The sequence below is a fragment of the Acinetobacter lwoffii genome, from assembly GCF_049367455.1.
Classification (GTDB): domain Bacteria; phylum Pseudomonadota; class Gammaproteobacteria; order Pseudomonadales; family Moraxellaceae; genus Acinetobacter; species Acinetobacter lwoffii_W.
Window position 1 is genome coordinate 414,545 of the sequence record NZ_JBMPXW010000001.1, and the last position, 24,465, is coordinate 439,009.

General features: G+C 43.5%; 24 protein-coding genes and 4 tRNA genes. 13 read left to right on the forward strand and 15 right to left on the reverse strand.

What is annotated here, in order from left to right:
- The first annotated feature begins 21 nt into the window (after nt 1–21).
- The 3 genes from lipA to ACO1B7_RS02090 all read left to right on the forward strand — a co-directional run bounded on the left by lipA (nt 22) and on the right by ACO1B7_RS02090 (nt 4,462).
- Nucleotides 22–1,035: a lipoyl synthase gene (lipA, locus tag ACO1B7_RS02080; RefSeq protein WP_005246834.1), complete on the forward strand. Its 1,014-nt coding sequence runs from the start codon at nt 22–24 to the stop codon at nt 1,033–1,035.
- A 357-nt stretch (nt 1,036–1,392) separates the two neighbouring features.
- Nucleotides 1,393–3,897: an acyl-CoA dehydrogenase gene (locus ACO1B7_RS02085; protein ID WP_253173301.1), complete on the forward strand. Its 2,505-nt coding sequence runs from the start codon at nt 1,393–1,395 to the stop codon at nt 3,895–3,897.
- A gap of 172 nt (nt 3,898–4,069) precedes the next feature.
- Complete coding sequence (locus tag ACO1B7_RS02090) at nt 4,070–4,462, forward strand: carboxymuconolactone decarboxylase family protein (RefSeq protein ID WP_423089745.1); 393 nt, start codon at nt 4,070–4,072, stop codon at nt 4,460–4,462.
- Between the two features lie 186 nt (nt 4,463–4,648).
- Here the strand turns inward: ACO1B7_RS02090 and ACO1B7_RS02095 are convergent, their stop codons facing one another.
- The 9 genes from ACO1B7_RS02095 to ACO1B7_RS02135 form a co-directional block, all read right to left on the reverse strand.
- Nucleotides 4,649–5,488, reverse strand: coding sequence for an NAD(P)-dependent oxidoreductase (locus tag ACO1B7_RS02095; protein WP_423090300.1), 840 nt, complete (start codon nt 5,486–5,488; stop codon nt 4,649–4,651).
- A gap of 51 nt (nt 5,489–5,539) precedes the next feature.
- Complete coding sequence (rutG, locus tag ACO1B7_RS02100) at nt 5,540–6,895, reverse strand: pyrimidine utilization transport protein G (RefSeq protein WP_423089746.1); 1,356 nt, start codon at nt 6,893–6,895, stop codon at nt 5,540–5,542.
- Between the two features lie 33 nt (nt 6,896–6,928).
- Nucleotides 6,929–7,477: an NADH-dependent FMN reductase RutF gene (rutF, locus tag ACO1B7_RS02105; RefSeq protein WP_423090301.1), complete on the reverse strand. Its 549-nt coding sequence runs from the start codon at nt 7,475–7,477 to the stop codon at nt 6,929–6,931.
- Nucleotides 7,478–7,589: 112 nt separating this feature from the next.
- On the reverse strand, nt 7,590–7,970 hold the full coding sequence (gene rutC / locus ACO1B7_RS02110; protein ID WP_423089747.1) for a pyrimidine utilization protein C: 381 nt from the start codon (nt 7,968–7,970) through the stop codon (nt 7,590–7,592).
- A gap of 33 nt (nt 7,971–8,003) precedes the next feature.
- Entirely contained in the window at nt 8,004–8,765 is a 762-nt protein-coding gene (rutB, locus tag ACO1B7_RS02115) for a pyrimidine utilization protein B (RefSeq protein WP_423089748.1), read from the reverse strand.
- Nucleotides 8,762–9,868 (reverse strand): pyrimidine utilization protein A, encoded by a 1,107-nt coding sequence (rutA, locus tag ACO1B7_RS02120; RefSeq protein WP_423089749.1) that lies wholly within the window; start codon nt 9,866–9,868, stop codon nt 8,762–8,764. Before rutA ends, rutB begins: the two co-directional genes overlap by 4 nt.
- A gap of 337 nt (nt 9,869–10,205) precedes the next feature.
- Nucleotides 10,206–10,997: a pyrimidine utilization protein D gene (gene rutD, locus ACO1B7_RS02125; protein WP_423089750.1), complete on the reverse strand. Its 792-nt coding sequence runs from the start codon at nt 10,995–10,997 to the stop codon at nt 10,206–10,208.
- Between the two features lie 80 nt (nt 10,998–11,077).
- Entirely contained in the window at nt 11,078–11,335 is a 258-nt protein-coding gene (locus tag ACO1B7_RS02130; protein ID WP_423089751.1) for a hypothetical protein, read from the reverse strand.
- Nucleotides 11,336–11,469: 134 nt separating this feature from the next.
- Entirely contained in the window at nt 11,470–12,651 is a 1,182-nt protein-coding gene (locus tag ACO1B7_RS02135) for a S1C family serine protease (RefSeq protein WP_423089752.1), read from the reverse strand.
- 170 nt (nt 12,652–12,821) lie between these two features.
- Between ACO1B7_RS02135 and ACO1B7_RS02140 the strand changes: the two genes are divergently transcribed.
- The 8 genes from ACO1B7_RS02140 (at nt 12,822) to ACO1B7_RS02175 (ending at nt 16,923) form a co-directional block, all read left to right on the forward strand.
- Nucleotides 12,822–13,580: a Nif3-like dinuclear metal center hexameric protein gene (locus tag ACO1B7_RS02140; protein ID WP_423089753.1), complete on the forward strand. Its 759-nt coding sequence runs from the start codon at nt 12,822–12,824 to the stop codon at nt 13,578–13,580.
- A 153-nt stretch (nt 13,581–13,733) separates the two neighbouring features.
- Nucleotides 13,734–14,360 (forward strand): superoxide dismutase, encoded by a 627-nt coding sequence (locus ACO1B7_RS02145; RefSeq protein WP_004646486.1) that lies wholly within the window; start codon nt 13,734–13,736, stop codon nt 14,358–14,360.
- A 148-nt stretch (nt 14,361–14,508) separates the two neighbouring features.
- Nucleotides 14,509–14,584, forward strand: a tRNA-Asn gene (locus ACO1B7_RS02150).
- Nucleotides 14,585–14,589: 5 nt separating this feature from the next.
- Nucleotides 14,590–14,665: transfer RNA gene (locus ACO1B7_RS02155), tRNA-Asn, on the forward strand.
- 289 nt (nt 14,666–14,954) lie between these two features.
- Nucleotides 14,955–15,030 (forward strand) — tRNA-Asn (locus ACO1B7_RS02160).
- Nucleotides 15,031–15,036: 6 nt separating this feature from the next.
- Nucleotides 15,037–15,112, forward strand: a tRNA-Asn gene (locus ACO1B7_RS02165).
- A gap of 61 nt (nt 15,113–15,173) precedes the next feature.
- A complete protein-coding gene (locus ACO1B7_RS02170) occupies nt 15,174–15,617 on the forward strand; it encodes a DUF2726 domain-containing protein (RefSeq protein WP_044112771.1) in 444 nt (147 codons plus the stop codon).
- A gap of 316 nt (nt 15,618–15,933) precedes the next feature.
- On the forward strand, nt 15,934–16,923 hold the full coding sequence (locus ACO1B7_RS02175) for a diaminopimelate dehydrogenase (RefSeq protein ID WP_423089754.1): 990 nt from the start codon (nt 15,934–15,936) through the stop codon (nt 16,921–16,923).
- Nucleotides 16,924–17,109: 186 nt separating this feature from the next.
- Here ACO1B7_RS02175 and ACO1B7_RS02180 read toward each other — a convergent pair whose 3' ends face one another.
- From ACO1B7_RS02180 to glnA, 6 genes are all read right to left on the reverse strand, one after another.
- The gene (locus ACO1B7_RS02180; protein ID WP_423089755.1) at nt 17,110–17,373 is read right to left on the reverse strand and encodes a hypothetical protein; all 264 of its coding nucleotides are present in this window, start codon (nt 17,371–17,373) and stop codon (nt 17,110–17,112) included.
- Between the two features lie 131 nt (nt 17,374–17,504).
- Nucleotides 17,505–18,710, reverse strand: coding sequence for an alpha/beta hydrolase (locus ACO1B7_RS02185; RefSeq protein ID WP_423089756.1), 1,206 nt, complete (start codon nt 18,708–18,710; stop codon nt 17,505–17,507).
- Nucleotides 18,711–18,819: 109 nt separating this feature from the next.
- Entirely contained in the window at nt 18,820–19,701 is an 882-nt protein-coding gene (gene ubiA, locus ACO1B7_RS02190) for a 4-hydroxybenzoate octaprenyltransferase (RefSeq protein ID WP_423089757.1), read from the reverse strand.
- Between the two features lie 5 nt (nt 19,702–19,706).
- Complete coding sequence (locus ACO1B7_RS02195) at nt 19,707–20,213, reverse strand: chorismate--pyruvate lyase family protein (RefSeq protein WP_423089758.1); 507 nt, start codon at nt 20,211–20,213, stop codon at nt 19,707–19,709.
- Between the two features lie 2 nt (nt 20,214–20,215).
- Nucleotides 20,216–20,491, reverse strand: coding sequence for a hypothetical protein (locus tag ACO1B7_RS02200; RefSeq protein ID WP_423089759.1), 276 nt, complete (start codon nt 20,489–20,491; stop codon nt 20,216–20,218).
- Between the two features lie 90 nt (nt 20,492–20,581).
- Nucleotides 20,582–21,997, reverse strand: a complete 1,416-nt coding sequence (gene glnA, locus ACO1B7_RS02205; RefSeq protein WP_004279641.1) for a type I glutamate--ammonia ligase — start codon at nt 21,995–21,997, stop codon at nt 20,582–20,584.
- Nucleotides 21,998–22,805: 808 nt separating this feature from the next.
- On the opposite strand from glnA, the gene ACO1B7_RS02210 reads away from it, so the two are divergent.
- The gene (locus ACO1B7_RS02210) at nt 22,806–23,390 is read left to right on the forward strand and encodes an anthranilate synthase component II (RefSeq protein WP_423089760.1); all 585 of its coding nucleotides are present in this window, start codon (nt 22,806–22,808) and stop codon (nt 23,388–23,390) included.
- Between the two features lie 9 nt (nt 23,391–23,399).
- The gene (gene trpD, locus ACO1B7_RS02215) at nt 23,400–24,446 is read left to right on the forward strand and encodes an anthranilate phosphoribosyltransferase (protein ID WP_253175246.1); all 1,047 of its coding nucleotides are present in this window, start codon (nt 23,400–23,402) and stop codon (nt 24,444–24,446) included.
- Nucleotides 24,447–24,465: the final 19 nt, after the last annotated feature.

The following is a 24,465-nucleotide window of genomic DNA, read 5'->3' on the forward strand; positions in this document are numbered from 1 at the left end:
AAAACAGTGGAAAAGTTGAATATGTCTGAAAACCGTAAACCTGAACAGGGCGTCAAACTTCGCGGTGCGGAAAAAGTTGCCCGCATTCCTGTAAAAGTTGTTCCTACGGTTGAAACGCCACGTAAGCCGGACTGGATCCGGGTGAAAATGGCGGCACCTGAAGAAGTTCAACGTATTAAAACCACACTACGTCAGCAAAAATTACATACGGTGTGCGAAGAAGCCGCCTGTCCAAACCTGCCTGAATGTTTTGGTGGCGGTACTGCGACTTTCATGATTATGGGCGATATCTGTACCCGTCGTTGTCCGTTCTGTGATGTGGCTCATGGCCGTCCAAATGCACTCGATGCAGATGAACCGCGTCATATGGCAGAAACTATTGCCAATCTGGGTTTGAAATATGCAGTGATCACTTCGGTAGACCGTGATGATTTACTGGATGGCGGTGCACAGCATTTTGTAGATTGTATTAAAGAAGCGCGTGCTCTAAGCCCGAATACCCTGCTGGAAATTCTGGTGCCAGATTTCCGTGGTCGTATGGATATCGCGCTGCGCATCATGACTGAATGCCCACCAGATGTGTTTAACCACAATATCGAAACTGTACCGCGTTTATATAAAGCCATGCGTCCAGGTTCTGACTATCAGCACTCTTTAAACCTGCTGAAAATGTTTAAAGAATACTGCCCGGACGTACCAACCAAATGTGGTCTGATGGTCGGTATTGGTGAAACTGAAGAAGAAGTGCTGGCCCTGCTTGATGATCTGCATGCGCATGGCGTAGATTATGTGACGATTGGTCAGTATTTGCAGCCTTCAAAAGAACATGCAGCGATTGACCGCTTTGTAACACCTGAAGAATTCGAGCGTTATACCGAACATGGCCAAAAACTGGGCTTCCGTAATATCTGGGCAGCACCAATGGTTCGTTCAAGCTACTTTGCCGACCGCCAATACTACGGCGAACCTGTACCAGCAGTGCGTCGTAAAGTGGATCCTGCCAAAAAAATTGCAGTTCAGGCCATTGAAGCTTAATCCTGTTTAAACCAATGAAGTAAAAGCCCTCTCTCGTAGAGGGTTTTTTTATTTCTTCAATTTAAATTTTTACTGAGTGTTAAACCCCCCATTTTTTATTTTAGATAAGATTAAGTCATTACTTATCTTCACATTTCTTTGCGCGTTCTCACTTGAAGACTGAGCATTTTTCAAACAATCTCATAAATAGATGAAAGATTTAAAAATATCGTTGCAAGACTTGAAAACGATCATTCTCACACGTGCAATGCTGAACCTGTCCGATCCTCAAGCGACAAAAAAAATGAATGAACTGTGACAAAAATTCTATGAGATCTCGGCACAGGCAGCGTTGTATAAATCTGGAGAACTATAACAATGCTATTTATATTTGCTGTACTACTGCTATTACTCAGTTTATGGGCCGTTTTCTATTTTCAGCTCTCCCGTAGCGCGGGTGCAATTGCGCTGATCATCGTGTCAATTGTCTGCGCTTTTATTAGTCCATGGTCGCTGATTCTAGGAATTCCGCTAATCCTAATTAGCCTTGTAGTGATGATCGACCCTTTACGTATGTCGTTTATTTCCAAACCGGCCTATAAAGCACTGGCAAATGCCATGCCGAGTATCAGTCCGACAGAACGCGAAGCACTGGATTCCGGAACTAGCTGGTGGGAAAAAGAGCTGTTTATGGGTGCACCGAATTGGGAAACCTTTAACAGTTATCCTTATCCAAAGCTGTCGCTAGAAGAACAGGCCTTTCTGAACAATGAAGTTGAAACCTTGTGCAGCATGCTGGATGAATGGGAAATTCATGAGCAAAAAGCGCTGCCTGATCATGTCTGGCAATATATTAAGGAACATGGTTTCTTGGGCCTGATTATTCCCAAAGAATACGGCGGTCGTGCCTTTAGCTCCTTTGCCCAAAGTCGGGTGATGAGCAAGATTGCTTCGCGATCTCTGACCACAGCCGTGAGTTGTATGGTACCGAACTCACTCGGACCAGGCGAGCTGTTACTGCATTATGGTACCGAAGAACAGAAAGACCGTTATCTGCCGGGTCTGGCGCGAGGCGAAGAAATTCCCTGTTTCGGTTTGACCAGTCCGGAAGCCGGCTCCGATGCCGGTGCGATTCCTGATACGGGCGTGGTCTGCTATGGCCAGTTTGAAGGTCAGGAAGTCTTAGGCCTGAGAATGAATTTTTCTAAACGATGGATTACTTTGGCACCAATTGCGACAGTGGTGGGTCTGGCCTTTAAAATGTATGACCCTGATCATCTTCTGGGTGAACAGACTGAATACGGCATTACCTGTGCCCTGCTCCCTGCCAGTCATGAAGGCGTAATAGTGGGACCACGGCATAACCCCGGACCACCATTCATGAATGGTACGGTTGAAGGTAAAGATGTGTTTATTCCTCTGGACTGGATTATTGGTGGCGTCAAAAATGCCGGCAAAGGCTGGCGTATGCTGATGGAATGTTTGGCAGTCGGTCGTGGCATTTCCCTACCAGCGCTGTCTACTTCTACTTCAGAAATGACTTATTTAAATGTGGGTGCTTTCTCTCGTATTCGTCAGCAATTCAAGATTTCAGTTGGTAAGTTTGAGGGTGTTCAGGAAGCCAATAGTGAAATCGCCAGTGACACCTATATGCTGGAAGCCTTCCGTTATCTGGTCACCTGTGGTCTGAATCAGGGTGGCAAGCCTGCCGTAATGACGGCGATTGCCAAATACTATGCAACTGAAGGCATGCGTAAAGTGGTCAATCACGGCATGGATGTGGTCGGTGGTCGTGCCATTCAGATGGGGCCGCGTAACTTTCTGGCACCTTACTATCAGGCAATTCCAGTCTCCATTACCGTCGAAGGCGCCAATATTCTCAGTCGTTCCTTGATGATTTTTGGACAGGGTTCAATGCGCTGCCATCCTTATCTATATGAAGAATTACAGCTCTTACAGGCAGAAGACTCGGCAGCGGCTCTAAATCCTTTTGATAACTTGCTGTTTAAGCATTTGGGTTACACCTTTAACCGGACTGCTCGCTCCTTTGCCTATGCCTTTACAGGTGGCTCAAGTGCTGCGCCGCAAAGTGCGGTTGATTTCACCCAGCCTTATTATAAGATCATTAATCGGCTGAGTGCCAACTTTGCTTTAACTGCGGATATGTGCCTAGGTTTACTCGCAGGGGATATCAAACGTAAGGAAATGCTTTCGGGTCGTCTGGCCGATATTCATGCACATCTGTTTATTGCTTCCTCAATTCTGAAATATTTTGAGCATAGCAAAAAGACTGAAGATGAGCGTTTACATGCACAGCTTGCGGTAGAAAAGTCTCTGTATACAGCGCAAGAAGCTTTTTTTGACCTGTTTGCCAACTTTCCATCAGGTGCAGCAGCAGGCATGGTCAAACTGCTATGTTTCCCATTTGGCCGTCCGGTACAGAAACCATCAGACCAGCTGAAACAACAGGTAGCAAACAGCATGATGGAAAACAATGCTTTCCGGCAGTCACTCAAAAAACATGTCTACTATAATATTAATGAAAATGATGTCACTGGCCGTATGGAATCTACTTTCAATCTGCTACTCGAGATTGAAAAACTCTGGGATCGCTTTAAAAAAGCTGAAAATAAAGGACAATTTAAAGGACTCAGTTTTGCTGAGCATGTAGCCGATGCACAGCTACAAGGCTTTATTAATGATCAGGAAGCAGAAAAACTGCTGCACTATAATGCGCGCCGCTATGACAGCATGTTGACCGATGTATTCGATCTGCATTTGAATGAGGTATTAGAGCTTGAGAATCCGTATCTCATCAAGGAAGATGCTACAGGTACCGATACTTCAGTGCAAACTGATCCTTCACACTCAGTATCACCTTAAATCAAACTTTTGATCAAAGGTGTCATAAATTCCAGAGTGGAGCCATGTTTCAATACCTCACTTTGGAAGCTTCATAAGTGGCTTTTCAGCCACTTTTTTTTACGACTATTGCACGATAGTATTTTGGCTTAAAAGCGTTAAGCTAAAGCAATAATAAAATTGAGGATAAAGCATGTCACAACAAGATTATGAAAATGGCTTGAAAGTCCGTACTGAAGTAATGGGGGAAAGCTTTGTGCAGCGTGCTCAGGAAAATACCGTGCCTTTTACCCAGCCATTACAGGACTGGATTAATGAACATGCCTGGGGTTCGACCTGGCAACGTGAAGGTGTTTTACCGCGTAAATACCGCTCCTTAATTACCATTGCCTTCCTTACGGCTCAAAAAAGCCCAACTGAACTAAAAGGCCATGTGCGAGGTGCCCTAAATAACGGTGCAACGGTTGAGGAAATTCAGGAAGTGCTGCTGCATAGTCTGCCTTACTGCGGCGCACCGGCAACCCAGGAAGCCTTTCGTGCCGCGCTTGAAGTCATTCAGGAATATGAGGCGAATCAACAAAATTAAGATATTTATTTAAATTGTTTGAGTTTGTCATATTAAAATTAGCTTAGGCTATTTTAAACAATTGAAATAAAAATCCGGGGATTTTTAAATTCCCGGATTTTCATATTTTTGATAAATAAATTCGTCCTTCTGGATTTAATTCAAAATTAATGGTTTTTCTATGAATAGCAATTTGTAAGAAAGACTTTATCCCCTTAATTCAATCTGCGTACGTTGTTCCAACCCTTGCACCGCAGCGGAGAAATCCAGCTGGCTGGCCTGTGGCTTGGCAATCTGCTGAAACTGCTGCTGAATTAAAGACATCACTGATAAATCCAGTTGTTGCTGTTGCACTAACTCTATAGCAATACCGATATCTTTTTGCAGTAAATCCAACGCAAAGGTTTTATGAAACTCACGGCTTAAAACCCGCTGTGCCATGATATTTTCCGACATACTGCTTTTACCACTAGAATGATTAATACAGTTCAGCGCACTACCCAAATCAACCCCCTGTCCTTTCAATACCGTCAAGCCTTCAGCCAGTGCCCATAAATGGGTGGCCATCAAGGTATTGTTAACAGCTTTCACCGCAAACCCGGAACCACTTTCCCCGACATATTCAATCAAGCCAGCAAAAGCAGCAATGACCGGTTTGGCTTGCTCAAAGGCGGATTCATTTCCTCCCACCATCACGGTTAAAGTGCCTTTTTCTGCCCCAACAGTCTGACCGGATACCGGAGCATCCAGATAATAACTTCCCTGCTGCTCCAATCGTTTTGCCAGTTTTTGGGCCGATTCTGGCACACCGCTGGTACAGTCAATCCAGATTGCACCTGGCTTGGGTGGATGTGCAGCAATTAGCTTCTCTACATCCTGACTGGTCGGCAAACAGGAAAAGATAAAGTCCGCTTGAACCGCCTGTTCAATACCCACTGCCAGAATCCTGAAAGATTGAGCATGATCTAGCGCTTTCTGTTCAGTCCGGTTCCAGACCCAAACCGGATGTCCAAGTTTTGGCAAATGGGAGGCCATATGCCAGCCCATTGCCCCAAGTCCTAAAAATGCAACTGTGTGACTCAAAAAATACTCCTCATATTAAGCGACTGGCTTAACCTCAACTTCTGTTGCGGTCGATGCAGGTTCAGGCAATTCTTTATCTTCACCACGATTCAGGAACAGATTGAGTAAAATCGCTGCCAACGTCGCAGTACCGATACCTCCCAGATCAAAACCACCGATCTGCAAGCTATAGTTACCTGTGCCCATAATCAAACACACCGCACCAATGATCAGCGTACTGTTCTTGGTAAAATCAACATGGTTGTCTACCCAGATTTTGGCACCCGCCACGGTAATCAGACCAAAGACCACAATCGATGCACCGCCCAATAAAGCTACTGGAATAGTACTGATCACCGCGCCAAATTTAGGTGAAAGTCCCAGCAAAATGGCGAAAATGCCGGCAAAGATAAACACGGTAGTTGCATACACTTTCGTCACTGCCATCACGCCGATATTTTCAGCATAAGTGGTCATCCCGGTACTACCGACAGAAGCGGATAATGAAGTACAAACCCCATCTACAAAGAAACCGCGTCCCATATACGGCGACAGGTTTTTACCTGTCATCGCGGATACCGCTTTAAAGTGCCCCAGATTTTCTGCAACCAGAATAATGGCCACCGGTGCAATCATCAGCATCGCATTCATTTCAAAGACTGGACTCTGGAAATTTGGCAAACCAAACCATGCTGCTTCACTGACTTTGGTGAAATCAATCGCAGGTCCGAAGCCCATTACATTAGTGAAAAGGAAATAAATCAGGTAGGAAGACAGTAGGCCTAATAACAGCAGTAAACGGCGCACCATCCCCTTGGTAAATACAGCAATTACACTAATACAAATAATGGTGACCAACGCCATCCAAGAGTCAAACTGGTTGGCTGAGACACTCTTGATCGCGACAGGTGCCAGATTCAGGCCGATGATCATCACAATGACGCCCGTGACCACGGGTGGCATCAGCTTTTCAATCCATGCGGTACCGGTTTTCATGACCAGCAGGCCAATCAAGGCATAAACAATACCGCAGGCGATGGTTCCCCCGAGTGCCAATCCGATATTGGGATTCGCCCCTGCTCCGGAGTAGCCTGTGACTGCCACCACGGCGCCAATAAAGGCAAAACTGGATCCCAGATAACTTGGCAATCGGCCACCAGTGATCAGGAAAAATAAAATGGTACCAATCCCAGTAATAAAAATCGTGAGATTGGGATCAAACCCCATTAAAAGCGGCGCCAGCACGGTTGCCCCAAACATCGCAAACACATGCTGTAACCCGAGAATAATACTTTTCCCAGCCGGCAGATATTCATCTGTTTGGACTGGGGTTGTATCGATATTGCCTTGGTAAGGCTTAAATTTTGGAAACCACGTTTCTTTTTCTTGCATGGGCTTCCCCTCCTTGATTAGGACTGAATTGATTTAGCACATTTTGTGTGGCTCACAGTAAGAACGGTTAAAGTACATCAGCGCATTGCCTTGACGCTGGCACATGGCCTTCACTTCACAGAACAGCACGTCATGACTGCCTACAGATACTTGCTGCACCACCTCACAATCAAAACTGATCAAGGCATCCTCAAGTACAGGTGACTGGGTCAGCAAAGTTTTCCAGTTCCCCTGACTGAAACGCTCTGCCATGGGTGTTTTTCCACCAAACAGATTGGATAGATGCTGCTGATGTGAAGCTAGGGTATTCACGCACAGGACCTGATTATTCTTGAAAGTTTCATAAACCGAAGCTGAACGGTTCAGACAGACCAGCAAGGTTGGTGGTGTATCTGTCACACTACAGACCGCTGATGCTGTAAATCCAGCCTTTCCCGCTGTGCCATGCGTGGTAATCACGTTCACCGCAGCGCCCAGATTGGACATGCCTTGACGGAAAGTCTGCTGATCGACCTGGGTAAACACTTCAGCTGCATTTTCAGTCTTTAAAACCTTATTTGATGCATTATTCTCTGCAACCACTTCCGTGATGATTTTAGACAATTTGGCATTCATGCTTTTCTCCCCGCCCCAAGTCAGTTTTCAGTGACAGACTTAGGGCCGATATAGATGAGATTGAATCAGGTGGTTCGACTTATACATGGGCAATCGAAGCGATTTCGACCAGTGCATCCGGTTTTACCAAGCCAGTCTGTACGCAATATCGTGCCGGTTTATCTCCCGGAAAATACTCTGCATAAACGGCATTAATTGCTGCATAATCTGCCCAGTCTTTGACAAATACATGATTGAAAGTGACGTCATCCATGCTGCCACCGGCTTCTTCAATCACACGCGTGATGGTTTCCAGAATATGACGGGTCTGTGCTGCTGCATCGCCGACATGCACCACGTTATTATTTTCATCAAAGGCCAGCGTGCCTGATACATAGACAATATTGTCTGCTTTGGTTGCCGGTACAAACGGAGCTAACGGTTTTGAAGTTCCTGCTGGAATAATGACTTCTTTAGGCATACTGTTTTTTCCTTAATCCTGATCTTTAATTTCTTAAGCACTTCGAGCTAATTCGGTTTCTTTAAGTGATTCACTTTCTTTCTGAAATGTATCGACAAAATTTGCGGTATCGGACACCCAGCCAAAGAAAGTCTTGATGTTGTACAGACTGGCTTCATGAGCTTCGACTGGCCCTGCCTGATGGCAGGCATCCGCCAGCGCCACGCCAAAATATTCCAGAAAGAAACCATCACGCAGGGTTGATTCCACGCAGACATTGGTGGCAATTCCCACAAACACCAGATTGCGAATACCACGCACACGCAACATGCTGTCCAGTGCGGTATTAAAGAAACCACTATAGCGAGGTTTTTCAATGACCAAATCTTGTGGCAGTGGCTGTAACTCATCAATCAGTTCAAAGTCCCAGCCCCCTTTGGCCAGCAACTTACCGTACAATTCAGGCTGCTTGCGCATGGTCTTCAGGGCATTAGATTTATGAAAATTTGGGGAATTCACTCCACCCGCTTCCTTATATTCTGCATCCCAGCCATTTTTGAAGTAAATGACCTGAATACCGGCCGCATGCGCTGCATCGACTGCCTTTTTAATGTTTTCGACTACGGGTTTGGTCTTTGAGACATCAAAACCCGCCAGATCAAGATAGCCACCCTGTGAGGTATAGGCATTCTGCATGTCGATCACAATCAGCGCGGTCTGTTCAGGTGCCAGACAAATCGCTTCAGGCTCAGCTTTAAGCGTTTTTCCGGTACCCAGTTTTTCTGTAAAATCGGCAGTTACCACTGATTCACTCATGCGCTTTTCTCCAGAACAGGTGCTTCGCCCTCAATCACAATATGGTCACGGCATTTCATTAATGGCTGGATTTTCTGACCGAAATCTTCTACGCCCTGAACGAAATCATCAAAAGTCAGGAGTACACCTTCAGTGCCCTTGATTTCGCCAATTTCATCCAACATTCGTGCCACATTTTCATAAGAACCTACCAAGGTTCCCATATTGATATTCACTGGAGATACACTAGACGCCATTTGACGGATATTGGTATCTGCACCGGAAGTCGTGTCTTTCCCGCCCTGATTCATCAACCAGTTAATCGCTTCCATGTCGGCACCATCGTTATAATGCTGCCATTTCACTTGAGCTTCTTCGTCAGTTTCTGCCGCAATCAGCATAAATAGGACATAAGTTTGTACTTCACGGCCGGTGACATCGGTTTTTTCTTTTAAGCGGTCATTGATTTCCGCATAGGCTGTTGGGGTATTCAGTCCTTTACCAAATACGAAGTTGTAGTCAGCATATTGTGCAGAAAACTCCAGACCGGCATCCGACTGACCAGCACAGATAATTTTCATATCGGCTTGCGGTCGAGGGCTGACCCGGCAATCTTCCATTTGAAAATGTTCGCCTTTAAAGTCGGATTTTCCGGTTGCCCAAAGCTCACGCAGAATCTGTACATATTCAGACAGATATTCATAGCGCTTGCCAAAATAGTCATTGCCTGGCCACATACCCATCTGAGTATATTCAGGTGGTTGCCAGCCAGTCACCACATTTAGCCCAAAACGGCCATTGGAAATAGAATCAATGGTAGATGCCATGCGCGCTACAATTGCCGGTGGCATCACCAAAGTGGCTGCAGTTGCATAAATTTGAATTTTGCTGGTCACGGCTGCGAGACCCGCCATCAGGGTAAAAGTTTCCAGGTTATGTTCCCAGAATTCGGTCTTGCCACCAAAGCCACGCAGCTTGATCATGGAAAGTGCGAAATCGAAACCATAGTGTTCAGCACGCTGCACGATTTTTTTGTTTAACTCAAAAGTTGGCATGTACTGTGGTGCATTTTCAGAGAGTAACCAGCCGTTGTTTCCAATTGGACAGAAGACACCTATTTTCATTTTCACACCTCATTATTTTTAACCAATATTCAAAATCCTGTTGCCAATTCAGGTTTTTTATTTATGTTTAAAATATTGCAAACCGCGTGCCAATTAATTTTAGTTATTTATTTTCAAATACTTAATATTTATATTTTTGAATTTTTAGTAAAATAATAATTTTCACCCCTGAATCAATTTTGCTCATCGTGTTTCATTCAGGTGCATTAAAATCGATCATCATCGCTTTTAGGAAGAATCAAATTTTGAGTAAAAACCATAAAAATGATTCATTAGAAAAAATAAAAAGCCAGAAATAAGTTCTGGCTTGAGCAAACAAAGTGATTTGCTGAAAATATCAGGCTGATTTTAAAAATTGCAGCATGCTTTGGTTGATCTGGGCGGTTTCAGTCACCGTAGAAGCATGTGCTCCTGTTGCAAACAGGCTAAGCTGACTCTGCGACAATAATTGCTGAAGTTGTTGCGAGCGTTGATAAGGCACCAGAAAATCATCCTGATTGGCAATCAGATGCACAGGAATACCTTTGAGTGCCTGCTGATACTTTGCTTCGAGCTTGAAAGTCTGCACTGCCTGTATACGTACCAAGACATTTTGAATCGGTGGAAAGTCCAGTAGCTGCTTATTTTCTGCTTCGGTTAACTGTTCAATATGTGTAGAGATCCATTGCGGGGGGTACAGAAATAAGGCTTGTGCCCGCACATAGGCCTCGGTTCCGCTATTCAATAATAATGATGTGCGTGCCTGAAAGCATTTTTGGGTATGCACATCCAGTTCTCCCCAGGCATTCAACATGGTCAGGCTAAGTAACTTAAACGCTTTATCAGTCTGATAAGTCGCGAGCTGCATGCCAATATGCCCACCCAACGCATGTCCAATAAAATGAAACTCGCGAATATTATGGCTAATCAATAAATCCAGAATCTGTCGGGCCATATGGTCTATAGAATAAGGAGTTGGCAACAGTTCAGAATCCGAATGACAACCTTCCTGATCATAAGTCACCACATGAAAATATTGCTGCAAAGTCTCAATTTGTGGATTCCAGAAACTGGCATGTCCGCCTAGCCCAGAAGAAAGCACTACATAAGACGCATCGGCCCGTGCTGTGGGATGAATAGATAAAGACATAGACTTCTCATAGTTTAAATATGAGATGAATGCAGCAAAATATATGCCTGAATAAGATTATTTTTGAACAATTGTTAAAATTAGAGCCAGTAGACATTAAAGCTATAATAAAATTCCTGCACTTCAAAGCGTACGTTATAGCCCAGATCTGTTAACTCAGCAGATAAGGCACGGATATCTTCCAAAGGCAGATGTTTAGGAAAAACTGTCAGTACCGCTGTATTGCCTTGCCGGGCATTATCTTCAATCAGTTGCGCCAGACGTGGCTTGTACATTTCAATATCCAGATTGACAACATTGGATAAAATTTTGGCCTGATCTGCCGTCATAAAAGTCATTTTTATTTTCTCTTTTCATGTTATTTCATTAAGCTAAATGATTTATAAAGCGCTTAATATTTCACTTTTGTATCAGAGCATGCTGAAAGAAAGCATAAAAAAATCCCTCATGATGAGGGATTTTTTGATCAAACTTATTGGCCTGGTAGAGGGATATATTGTGAAGCACTGTCTTGCGCTTTACGTTCAGTCACTACAACTTCTAGGGTCATGGTTTTCCCTGCCCGCTCAATTTCAATCTGAATGGTACTGTTTGGCTTTTGCAAGGCCACAAAATTAATCAGATGTGAGGCAGAACTAATCTCTTCCTCATTTACTTTCATAATCTTATCGCCACGCTGGATTCCAGCCTTGGCAGCAGGTCCATCCGGTAGCACTTCTGCGACCGTCACACCTTTTTCTTTGGGTTGCAGGACATCATCACGCTCTGCAGGTAATAAGCTGATACCTAACCAGCCACGAACCACACGGCCATCTTTCAAAATGGCATTCATCACCTGCTGACAAATTTTGGCCGGAATGGCAAAACCAATCCCCAGCGAACCACCAGACTGCGAGAAAATTGCGGTATTGACGCCAATTAAATTACCGGCGACATCAATCAGTGCACCGCCCGAGTTACCTGGATTAATCGCAGCATCGGTCTGCACAAAGTCTTCATAGGTATTAATGCCCAAGTCTGAACGGCCCGTTGCCGAGATAATCCCCTGCGTCACGGTTTGCCCAACACCAAAAGGATTACCAATGGCCAGAACCACATCACCGACTTCATTACCACTGAGTTTAAATGGCAAAACTGGCAATTGCGTCAGTTCAATCTTGATCACGGCCAGATCGGTATCCGGATCAGTTCCGACCACCTTAGCTTCGGCACGACGGCCATCCTGCAAAGCCACCACAATCTGATCGGCCTGTGCAATCACGTGGTTATTGGTCAGGATATAACCGTCTGGACGTACAATTACACCTGAACCTAAACTGTTTTCATTCGGGCTTTGTCCATACTGGTCAGGCAACTGATCGCCAAAGAATTCACGAAATACCGGATCGGTCAGTAAAGGATGCGCCTGTTGCTTGACTTTTTGGGTAGTAAAAATATTCACGACAGCCGGGGCTGCCACTTTTACAGCAGCACTGTAGGAGACCACGCCTCCTGAGCGCGACGTATCAATCAACGGCTCTACTTTTTCAGCAGGCATTTTGACGCCATCTGGCGCAACTGGTGCCTTTGGTTTTTGTAGTTGTTGCCACCCCAAAAAACCGATAATGACTAAAATCAGTAACACCCAGGGTAACCATGTAAAGGTGCGGCGCACGTTGCTATCCTCTAAAATATTTTAATTCGTTGATGACTAAGTAATTTGTGTCCTATTGTAATGCTAAATACATAACTAAACACAAAAAATTCCACAGAGATTTGTGCAGCTTTAGTTACAATTAGACCTATAGATAAATATGGGCAAGTTTTTAAACTTACAGGAATTTTATGGCGAATTTGAACGATATTATTCAATGGTGTGACCAGACTTTGGCATCACGTGAATTTAAGGACTATGCACCGAATGGCTTGCAGATTGAAGGCAAATCCGAAGTGAATAAAATCCTCTGTGCCGTGACCGCCTCCCAGAGTGCAATTGAAGCTGCAATTGAGCAAGGCGCTGATCTATTGCTGGTTCATCATGGCTATTTCTGGAAAGGAGAAGCCTATCCGATTACGGGAATGCGTGGTAAGCGCATTAAAACCCTGATTCAACATGATATCTCACTGGTTGGCTATCATCTGCCTTTAGACAGTCATCCAACACTGGGAAATAATGCCGCCATTGCGGATTTATTAGAACTCGAAAATATCGAACAGCTTGATCCGAGTGAGAAACGTCCAATTGGCAATATTGGCTATTTAAAACAGCCAATGAGTCCGGAAGATTTTAAAAATTATGTTTCAGAAAAGCTGGGCTTTGATGCGATTTATCTTCCTGCTGAAAAAACTCAAATCCATAAAGTCGGTTTCTGTACCGGTGGTGCGCAGGATTATATTCAAAAAGCGGCACTACAAGATTGTGATGCCTATATTTCAGGTGAAGTGAGCGAACGCACCTTTTATGAAGCTCAGGAACTGAATGTCCATTATTATGCCTGTGGCCATCATGCGACTGAAAAATACGGTGTGCAACGCCTGGCCAAGGCTATTTCAGAACAGTTTAATATTGAGTATGATTATTTCGAATTAAACAATCCGATTTAATTCGACTGACGGTTATGATCAGTGGCTTTATTCATATATTTTCAGGCTTTATTCTGTATTGTTATTTATACACGATGCCCATTTCTGCCCGATTATCTATTACAATAAAGCCACTTATTGTTAAAACCCAGCAAAATGCAAGGAATTGAAAACATGACAACCATTACTTTACCAGCATTACCTTACGGCTACGAAGATCTTGCTCCACACATCAGCAAAGAAACTTTAGAATACCATCACGACAAACACCACAATACGTATGTGGTTAACCTGAATAACCTGATCGCTGGTACTGAGCTTGAAGGCAAAACTCTAGAAGAAATTATTACAGCAACTGCTGGTGATGCTTCTAAAGCAGGTGTTTTCAATAACGCGGCTCAAGTTTGGAACCACACGTTCTACTGGAACTGTATGGCTAAAAACGGTGGCGGTAAAGCAACTGGTACTTTGGCTGCAAAAATTGACGAAGCTTTCGGTTCTTATGAAAAATTTGCTGAAGAATTTGCTGCTGCTGCAACCACTCAATTCGGTTCAGGTTGGGCTTGGTTAGTGGCTGACGAAGTAAACGGCCAGCTTTCAATCATGAAAACTTCAAATGCTGATACGCCAATGGCACACGGTAAAATTGCAGTGTTGACGATTGACGTTTGGGAACATGCTTACTACATCGATTTCCGTAATGCTCGTCCTAAGTACATCTCTACTTTCCTAGAAAGCCTAGTAAACTGGGATTATGCAAATGCGAAATATGCAGGTCAGCCTGCAGGTGTTGAGAAATAATTTTTTATTTCTTTGCTAAAAAAATCACCCATTTTGGGTGATTTTTTTATTTTTAGGCATTAAATGAATATTAATAAAGCAAACAATTCATTTCTTTACATTAATTGATTGACGACCTGGTTATTCATCCCTAAAATGCCGATCAGATTCTCCAATAGCTCAGTCGGTAGAGCGACGGACTGTTAATCCGCAGGTCCCTGGTTCGAGCCCAGGTTGGAGAGCCATCTATTCTTCCATAGCTCAGTCGGTAGAGCGACGGACTGTTAATCCGCAGGTCCCTGGTTCGAGCCCAGGTGGAAGAGCCAAGATTCTAAAAAACCCACTCATTGCGAAGTGGGTTTTTTATACCTGTATTTTTTTAAATTGAGATCATATTGATTTATATGCGCGATCAACCGCTCATTTCTTATGCTCCAGATCACTTATAAAATTAAGGCTGATCGCGATTTTGTTATTAGAACCGGTTTACATAAACATAACAGTTTGAACTACAAACCTTTTCGACTATTTTTAAAACACTTGATTCAATTTCTGCAGCTTTTTTCTAAAAGTGCCTTGACCCCTTTTTAAATCTCTCTATAATCGCTGTCAGATTCTCCAATAGCTCAGTCGGTAGAGCGACGGACTGTTAATCCGCAGGTCCCTGGTTCGAGCCCAGGTTGGAGAGCCAATCTATTCTCCCATAGCTCAGTCGGTAGAGCGACGGACTGTTAATCCGCAGGTCCCTGGTTCGAGCCCAGGTGGGAGAGCCAAGATTCTGAAGAAACCCACTCATTGCAAAGTGGGTTTTTTTATTCTTACCTTTTGTGATCTGTGTTTAATTTGAGTCAGTTTATATTTTTTGTGATTGGCTGCCTGGCAACTTTTGCATTAGTTTGCCTTCTCTTCCCGCATCTCTTCACCCGTCAAAAGAAATTCTATCCGAAGCGCGTCATTACTGCTTTTGAAAGCAGGATGTTTACACGTCTGAAAGATGCCTTTCCCCATCATCACATTCTGGCACAAGTCGCGTTTAGCGCTTTGATCACGCACGATCAGATGAAAATGCGCAATCAATTTAATCGTAAAGTCACAGACTTCGTCGTACTTGATCGTGAATATAATGTAGTAGCAATTGTCGAACTCGATGATCCCAGTCATATTGGCAAAGAGCAGGAAGATGCTGAACGTGATGCGATGCTGATTGCAGCAGGCTATACCGTGATTCGATACACCCAGATTCCAACTATCAGACAACTGCAAAGGGATTTAAGATAAGTTAAGCTGCAATTGCGGTACTTTCCGGTGTAGCTTAAGTTGGATTGATCAAAGCCTCCTGCTCCGCTTTTAATTTCTCGGCAGCTTTTAGTGCTTCAAAATTAGCCAACCCTCGTCCAATTTAGCGTCTCATCACAAGCATTCTCAGTTAAACCTGCCTTTCTGTAGGATTAGGGTGATAAAGTTTAAGTTATCGCTCTATAATCCTTTCGAAAACAAAATATAAGTCAGATGACCTGATTGGCCTGTTTTATTTCTGGCCATCATCACCTTACTTATTTTTGGCGTTGTTTTTTTATTCAGTGATCGTTTATTTATGCAAAATTCTATTCGTATTGGTATCGCGGGTTACGGTAATCTTGGCCGTGGTGTTGAAACTGCTATCCAAAAAAATTCTGATATGCAACTTGTCGGTATTTTTACTCGCCGCTCACCAAGCAGCGTCTCTCCTTGCTTTGCAGAAACTCAAGTGTATAGCATGGATGCACTATTAAATGATTTTAGCGATAAAATTGATGTGCTGATTCTTTGTGGCGGCTCTAAAGATGACTTGCCACAACAGGCGCCAATCTTTGCAAGTAAATTCAATACTGTAGATAGTTTTGATACGCATGCACGTATTCCGGAATACTATGCTGCAGTCGATGCACCTGCCCTTGCTAACAAAAAAACAGCCATGATTTCTATTGGCTGGGATCCTGGCATGTTCTCGATTAACCGTTTATTTGGTGAAGCGCTATTACCAGATGGCGAAACTTATACCTTTTGGGGTAAAGGCTTAAGCCAAGGCCATTCAGATGCGATCCGCCGTGTACGAGGGGTGAAAGCTGGTGTTCAATACACCATTCCATCTCCTGACGCGATTGAACAAGTCCGCAGTGGCGCACGACCTGAGTTAAGCACCAAAGATAAACATCATCGTGACTGTTATGTGGTCTTGGAACAAGGAGCTGATGCAGCAACAGTTGAACAAACCATTATCAGCATGCCTGATTATTTTGCGGATTATAATACGACCGTGAATTTTATCAGTGAGGAAACTTTACTGAAAGATCACCAGGATATGCCACATGGCGGTTTTGTCATTCGTAGTGGTAATACCAGTGATGCACAAAAACAGGTGATTGAGTTTTCTTTAAAGCTGAATAGCAACCCGGAGTTTACTGCAAGTGTTCTAGTGGCTTATGCCCGTGCCTGCTACCGTCTGAATCAAACCCAGCAATATGGTGCTAAAACAGCCCTAGATGTAGCACCTGCCCTGCTTTCAATTAAATCTCCTGAGCAATTACGCAAAGAATTGCTTTAAGAGGATTTAAATATAGCCACCGATCGTATGATTGGTGGCTATATTTTTCTGTTGAAAAGCGCAAATTACTTCATCAAGAAATATCGAATACCTACAATCGAGTGAGATAGTTTTCGACAAACGATGCAACTATCTACTACACCAATATTCGCAGCATTAGACAAGTGCAAAGGGATTCTAGATAGATTAAGGTGCTGTTGCACTACTTTCAGACGCAGCTTGAGTTGAATCTGCCTTAACATCCTGCTCTGCTTTGAGCTTTTCCGCAGCTTCTCGTGCTTCAATACGTGCAATCATCTCTGCTTGCTGCTGCTTGTATTTTTCCTGATTTTTAGCATCACTATTCACTGCAAGAAATGCCATACTAATTAAAAATACCGGAATACAAAGTGCAAGCGTACCGAAGATCAAAAGTTTTTTGACACTGCGGGGCTGTGGCTGCTCGGACATAACAAACCTGCTTTAATTTTGTCATTTAATTACACTGCCCAATATAACAAAATAAAGTCATAGCTCAAGGCCGAACAGTATTTAAATCCACGCCGACCTCAAACCAACATGGATTTATCACTCTTATTTAATTATGACACTGGCGTATTCATAACGGCTTCTACCGTATTGAGCAGTGCGGGAATATTTTCAGTGACCACTGTAGCGTGCGTGGCATTCAGTACCGGAATTAACTTAACATCAGTTCCATCCGCAAACATATCGTCATATAAGATCTGGGTAATGATATAAGGTACTGTGGTATCTGCTGTACCTTGAAAAATATAAACTGGACGGTCTAGTCGGGTTTGTGCAGGCTGATTATCCATTAGATAATCCATAATATCAGGGTCGCTCAGGAAGTTTTCCCGTAATGCCTGATATTGCGAGAAATTCACACCACTTTGTAATGTCGTTTGAATATCTGCACCAAAACGCTGTGCAAGCTCAGGCGAACATAAACTTTCAGCCTGTCTAGCCAGATCTACCTTGGCATTAACAAAGGCCTGATTGTAATTAAAGTTGGTTTTTTCCGCCTTAATTCCTGAACTGACAATGGCGGCATACGTATACAAAGTCGCCGCAATTGGAACTGCTTGAGCTACATTACCATCAGCAGCCAGACCTTGAGCAAATAAAAGCCCTTCTTCCAAGGTATCATTAAGATAAGAAGCTGGGGCAATCGCAACTGCACCACGATAAGTATTATTTGGTAAAGCCTTATAAAACTCTGCAGCTGCTAAAGCTGCATGTCCGCCCTGTGACCACCCAATCACCCCCCAATCTTTGGCCAGTAGTCCACCATACTGTTTTTGAGCTTCACTAATCGCTGATAATATTGAATTGGCAGCACTTTCCAGATGCAGATAAGGATGTGGCTCATTATCATTACCCAGACCCTCATAATCTGGGGCAATCACCGCATAACCTCGTTGTACCAGCCCAATAACCAACGCCTTTTCAGGCCCATCCAGGGCAAGGCGTGAAGGTGCACACTTATCTGCTCCACCTGTAGTACCATGAGCCCAAACCACAATCGGCCAACCACCTGTAGGTGGAGTACCTTTGGGGGTAAATACCAGTGTAGTTGCACGAATCTCTCGATTCTGTACACCTTCCATTCGATAAGTAAAGATATCATGACGCCCAACAACCTCTTTAACCTGCTCATCAACTGTATAAGTTCGAACAGGATTAAATCCTACAAAATTATCGTTATCATCATCGCCACACGCAGATAAAAACAGTACTGAAGAACACAGTACGCCCAACATTAATTTCTTATAACCATTCTGCATAATTCTATCCTTTTATTGTTATTCCCTATCTCTTTTTATCGAGATCACTCAAAATTAAGCATAAAAAAAGCATCCTTATAGGACGCTTTTGTTATTAGCCGATAGACGGTTAGTACCAAAGAGCCAGAAAAATTCCAGCAAAGATTATCAATCCAATCCAGCGGTTATGACGGAATGCCCAGAAACAAAGCTGTGGATCTTTATCCCGTGTTTTTAACCATTGGTAAATAAAATCAAGAACGACAACAATTAATGCAGCCAGGCCAAATGGAAACAATAAATTTTCTAGCCAAAGTGCTGCAGCAATCAAAATAATACTGCTGGCCTGCAAAGCGCTAATGATCTGAATATCATGTCGACCAAATAAGATCGCGGTTGATTTTACTCCAATCTTTAAATCGTATTCACGATCTGCAATTGCATATTGAGTATCATAGGCTACGGTCCAGGTCAGATTACCGAAATATAAAAGCCAGCAGGTTAAATCCGGCGTTTGCCCAACTGCGGTATAGGCCATCGGGATCGACCAGGAAAATGCCGCCCCCAGAAAGACTTGAGGCAAATGGGTATAGCGCTTCATAAAAGGATAAATAAACGCTAAAAATAAAGCCCCAAATGACCAGTAAAAAGTTTCGATCGGCAGGAAAAATAACAAGCAGGCACTGGCAGCCACCAAAACTAGAAATACCATCACGGCTTCTTTGGCACTGATAATCCCGGTCGCTAGCGGACGGTTTTTGGTACGCTCCACATGTGCATCGACTTTACGGTCAGCAAAATCATTAATGGCACAACCTGCTGCCCGCATAAAAATCACACCCAAAATCATGGGAATCAAAATTTCAATGCGTGGCATCCCCTGAGCGGCAATCCACAGCGCCCACATGGTGGGCCAAAAGACCAGTTCAGTGCCAATCGGTTTATCAAAACGACAAAGATAACAATAGGCGCTAAGACGCTCACGCCAGGTGATTGCTTGTGCGGTTGCCATAAAAATCAAGCCCGTGAATTTTGTATAAAGTGTTCAAATGCCGGTAAAAATGTTTCTTGTACGATAAATTTACAGCCGTGCCAAGTATAGCAGCTCTGACGGGTCCAGCCCTCATCTAAAAGTACCACCCGACGCTGGCACACTGGATTGGTGCGCTGAAACAAAAACCAGCCGATCGGTTTGGTGCCAATATGCTGAAAAATTCGGGCTTTTTTTTGCAGGCTTAAAATCGGAAAGATGCTTTTGGCTTTCACCCAAGGAGATTGTTCCGAACCGTAGAGATAACTTTCACGTACCCAGGAAGTATGCTGAGGTGACATCTGCATCCACTTGGCATTGGCAAAGCTTAAACGCTGAAAATGCTCTTGAATTAGCTCGACATGGAATTGTCCCTGCGCCATATCGGTCAGTTGCTGCGTAAGCGAGCCTGAGGCATACAGCCACGGTTTTAACTCAGCAGGCAGAGTTGACAGCGGCATACGCTGATTTTGATTTCTAGAACGACTATTCATTGTTAACAGTTATCTGTTTTTGCAATGATTTCATATTTGCCTTGTGGGGTTTTAATTAAAATAAAACCTTCAGTACTCAAATAAAATGATTCTGGATAAGCATAATCCAGCGCCATTTCAGGATTTTTCAGCGCCACAAATTGAGCCTGCTTATAACCCTCAGGAGTCCGCCCCACCTCAAGATAAGTCACTTCAGAGAAGTTCAGTTTAAAACCTTTGTCATGATCTTTTGGATCGATCCATGGATAAAAGCTGGTGTGCTTTTTACGTTGTGCCATTTAAGCCCATCAATCATTTAAAATTATAAATAGATGATACAAAAAAACCCGCGACATGCGCGGGTTTTCTTCGCTTTAATTCGTGATGAATTACAAGCTGTAGTACATATCAAATTCAACTGGGTGAGTAGTCGTGTTCAGACGACGAACTTCTTCAGTTTTAAGCTCGATGTAGGCATCAAGCATTTCTTTCGTGAACACGCCACCTTTTAACAGGTAATCATGATCCGCTTGAAGTGCTTCAAGCGCCATATCCAGGCTATGCGCCACTGTAGGGATTTTCGCTTCTTCTTCCGGTGGAAGATCGTACAAGTTCTTGTCAGCAGCTTCACCCGGGTGGATCTTGTTTTGGATACCGTCAAGACCAGCCATCAACAATGCCGCGAAACCTAGGTACGGGTTCATCATTGGATCTGGGAAACGTGCTTCAATACGCTTGCCTTTCGGGCTAGACACGTAAGGAATACGGATAGATGCAGAACGGTTACGCGCTGAGTAAGCAAGCATAATCGGTGCTTCGAAATGTGGAACCAAACGCTTGTACGAGTTTGTAGAAGGGTTAGTAATCGCATTTAAAGAACGAGCATGTTTAATTACACCACCGATGAAGTACAACGCCATTTCTGAAAGGCCTGCATATTCATCACCTGCAAACAGGTTTTTGCCGTCTTTAGAGATCGACATATGCACGTGCATACCAGAACCATTATCGCCAACCATTGGTTTAGGCATAAAGGTTGCTGTTTTTGCATATTGATGCGCAACGTTCCAAACCGCATATTTGAACTGTTGAACTTCGTCTGCTTTACGCACCATAGTGTTGAAGCTCACACCAATTTCTAACTGGCAAGAAGCAACTTCGTGGTGATGTACTTCTACACGACCTGGACCCATGATGTCTTCGATACGCGCACACATGTCTGCACGCATGTCATGTGAAGAATCTACAGGAGGAACTGGGAAGTAACCGCCTTTTACGCGTGGACGGTGACCAGAGTTACCGCCTTCGTAGTCTTTGTTGGTAGACCAGGCAGCTTCTTCAGCGATCAATGTATGGCGCGCGCCAGACATGTCGATTTCCCATTTTACTTCGTCAAATACGAAGAATTCTGGTTCTGGGCCAAAAAATGCAGTGTCACCGATACCGGTAGATTTCAAATATTCTTCTGCACGGCGCGCAATCGAACGTGGGTCACGATCATAACCTTGACCAGTTGATGGCTCGATTACGTCACAAGTTACAACAACTGTTGGCTCTGCAAAGAACGGGTCGATAAAACCTGTTGCCGCATCCGGACGTAAAATCATGTCCGATGCTTCGATGCCTTTCCAACCTGCAATTGAAGAACCGTCAAACATTTTGCCGTCTTCAAATGTATCTTCATCAATACTGTCTGCTGGGTAAGTGACGTGTTGCTCTTTACCCTTGGTATCAGTAAAGCGAAAATCGACCCATTTTGCGCCACTTTCTTGTATGAGTTGAAGGACCTTGTTCGCCATGCTCATTTTGCTCCGATGTTTTTGTTGCACCCGTGAAGTGCGTGTTAGCAGTTGATAGTTATTAAGCAATTACCGTACCAACTTTTAAAAGTATAGATAAAATCTTGAAATCTTTATAAGAAATCATGAAGTGACAAAAATACTTTGCGGCTATTATACTAGCTGCAAAACTAAATGCACTATATTCAAGCATTCTTCATTTATTTTATTTCAGCTTTATTTTTTAGCGCACCTAAATAGTGCATGCGTCTATAGAAATGTATGAGAAACATAGCTTTTTATAGCAAATATGCTGCTTTTTCTTACTTTTGTTAAGTTTTTACTTGTTTTTAGCTAAAAATTGAGCGTTTTTTAGTAGATATCAGTAAAGAAAATTTTGCGATTCATTTGGGATTGTATGCCTATTATGAGGCATTTTCTTTAAATCTACTTTCAATAGAAAAGTTTATATAAAGCTTAATTATTCAAGTGATGTTTTTTTCATCAAGCATTTTACCTCTCTTTGACCTTAATTTTTTCATTTTTAAGTTTTACTCTAAAAAATAGCCTTTTAAATCTTTCTATGAGTAAGCCTATTACTTTAAATCATTATAAAATTTTATTTAATTTTCTACAGGTTTTTAAAGCCAATAAATTGAGCGAAATTGTTGCGCCGAATGGGGCTATTTTTTGCTATGATGAAGCGTGCTTTATTTTCACACAATGAAATCAATGATTTAGTTGTGTCAGGCAAGTGCTTGCAACACGTATAAATAAAGTACGATCTGGACAACATTAGCACAGTTAAGTGCATTAATTTCAATAGGTTAAGCTCATGCTTTTAATGATCGACAACTATGACTCCTTTACTTATAACATCGTCCAATATTTTGGCGAACTGAATCAAGAAGTAAAAGTAGTCCGTAATGATGCCGTGACATTGGAAGATATAGAGCGATGGCAACCTAAGTATTTAGTGATTGGCCCCGGCCCGTGCTCGCCAAGTGAGGCAGGAATTTCTATTCCTACCATTCAGCATTTTGCTGGCAAAATTCCTTTACTGGGCGTTTGTCTTGGTCATCAAAGTATTGGTCAGGCATTTGGCGGTGATATCGTGCGTGCCAAACGTGTCATGCATGGCCGTCTGTCTGATATGTACCACAGTGATACCGGGATTTTCAGCAATCTTCCTTCTCCATTTCCTGCAACGCGCTATCATTCACTGGTGATTGATCAAGCCACCTTGCCCGAATGTCTGGAAGTGACCTGCTGGACCAATGAAGCTGACGGCTCTATGGAAGAAATTATGGGTGTGAAACATAAGACATTGCCGGTCGAAGGCGTGCAGTTCCATCCCGAATCGATTCTGAGCCAGCATGGTCATCAAATCTTTAAAAACTTTCTCGAAATTTATGCCTAAGAACACCTTATGAATATTCAACAAGCTTTAAGCAATATTACTAAAAACATTCACCTGACTCAGGATCAAATGCAAGACGTGATGCGTGCCATCATGTCAGGTGAAGCGACCGATGCCCAGATTGGTGCCCTGCTGATGGGCCTACGTCTTAAAGGCGAAAGCATTGATGAGATTACCGCAGCTGCACGTGTCATGCGTGAACTTGCCACTAAAATTGATGTCAGTGACATTCCTTATCTGGTCGATATCGTCGGCACAGGCGGTGACGGTCAAAACCTGTTTAACGTTTCTACTGCCTCTGCATTCGTGATCGCAGCAGCCGGTGCAACTATAGCCAAACATGGTAACCGCGGCGTTTCGACCAAATCAGGTTCGTCAGATTTGCTGGAACAGGCCGGGATTAATCTGGACCTGAATATGCAGCAGACTGAACGCTGTATCCGTGATGTCGGTGTCGGCTTCCTGTTTGCACCGAATCATCATCAAGCCATGAAATATGCAATCGGCCCACGTAAAGAATTGGGGATTCGCAGTATTTTCAACCTGCTCGGTCCTTTAACCAATCCGGCTGGCGTACAACGTCTGGTCATTGGCGTATTTTCCAATGAACTCTGCCGTCCAATTGCCGAAGTTATGAAACAGCTCGGTGCTGAACATGTGATGGTAGTACATTCACGTGATGGTCTGGATGAAATCAGTATAGCCTCTTCAACTCATGTTGCTGAACTGAAAAATGGCGAAGTCACCGAATGGGACATTATTCCTGAATCGGTCGATATTGAGTCGCAAACTCTGACCGGACTGATTGTGGAAGATTCTGCGCAAAGTCTGGCTTTGATCAAAGATGCGCTCGGCAAGAAAAAATCAGACATCGGTGATAAAGCAGCGAACATGATCGCGCTGAATGCCGGCGCAGGTATTTATGTCTCCGGTTTAACCAGCAGCTATAAGCAAGGTGTTGCGCTGGCACATGACATTATTTACGGCGGTCAGGCACTTGAAAAAATGAGTGTGCTGTCTGAATTTACCAAAACCATTAAACATTACGAAGCTTAATTCGGTCAGGGATTTTGAT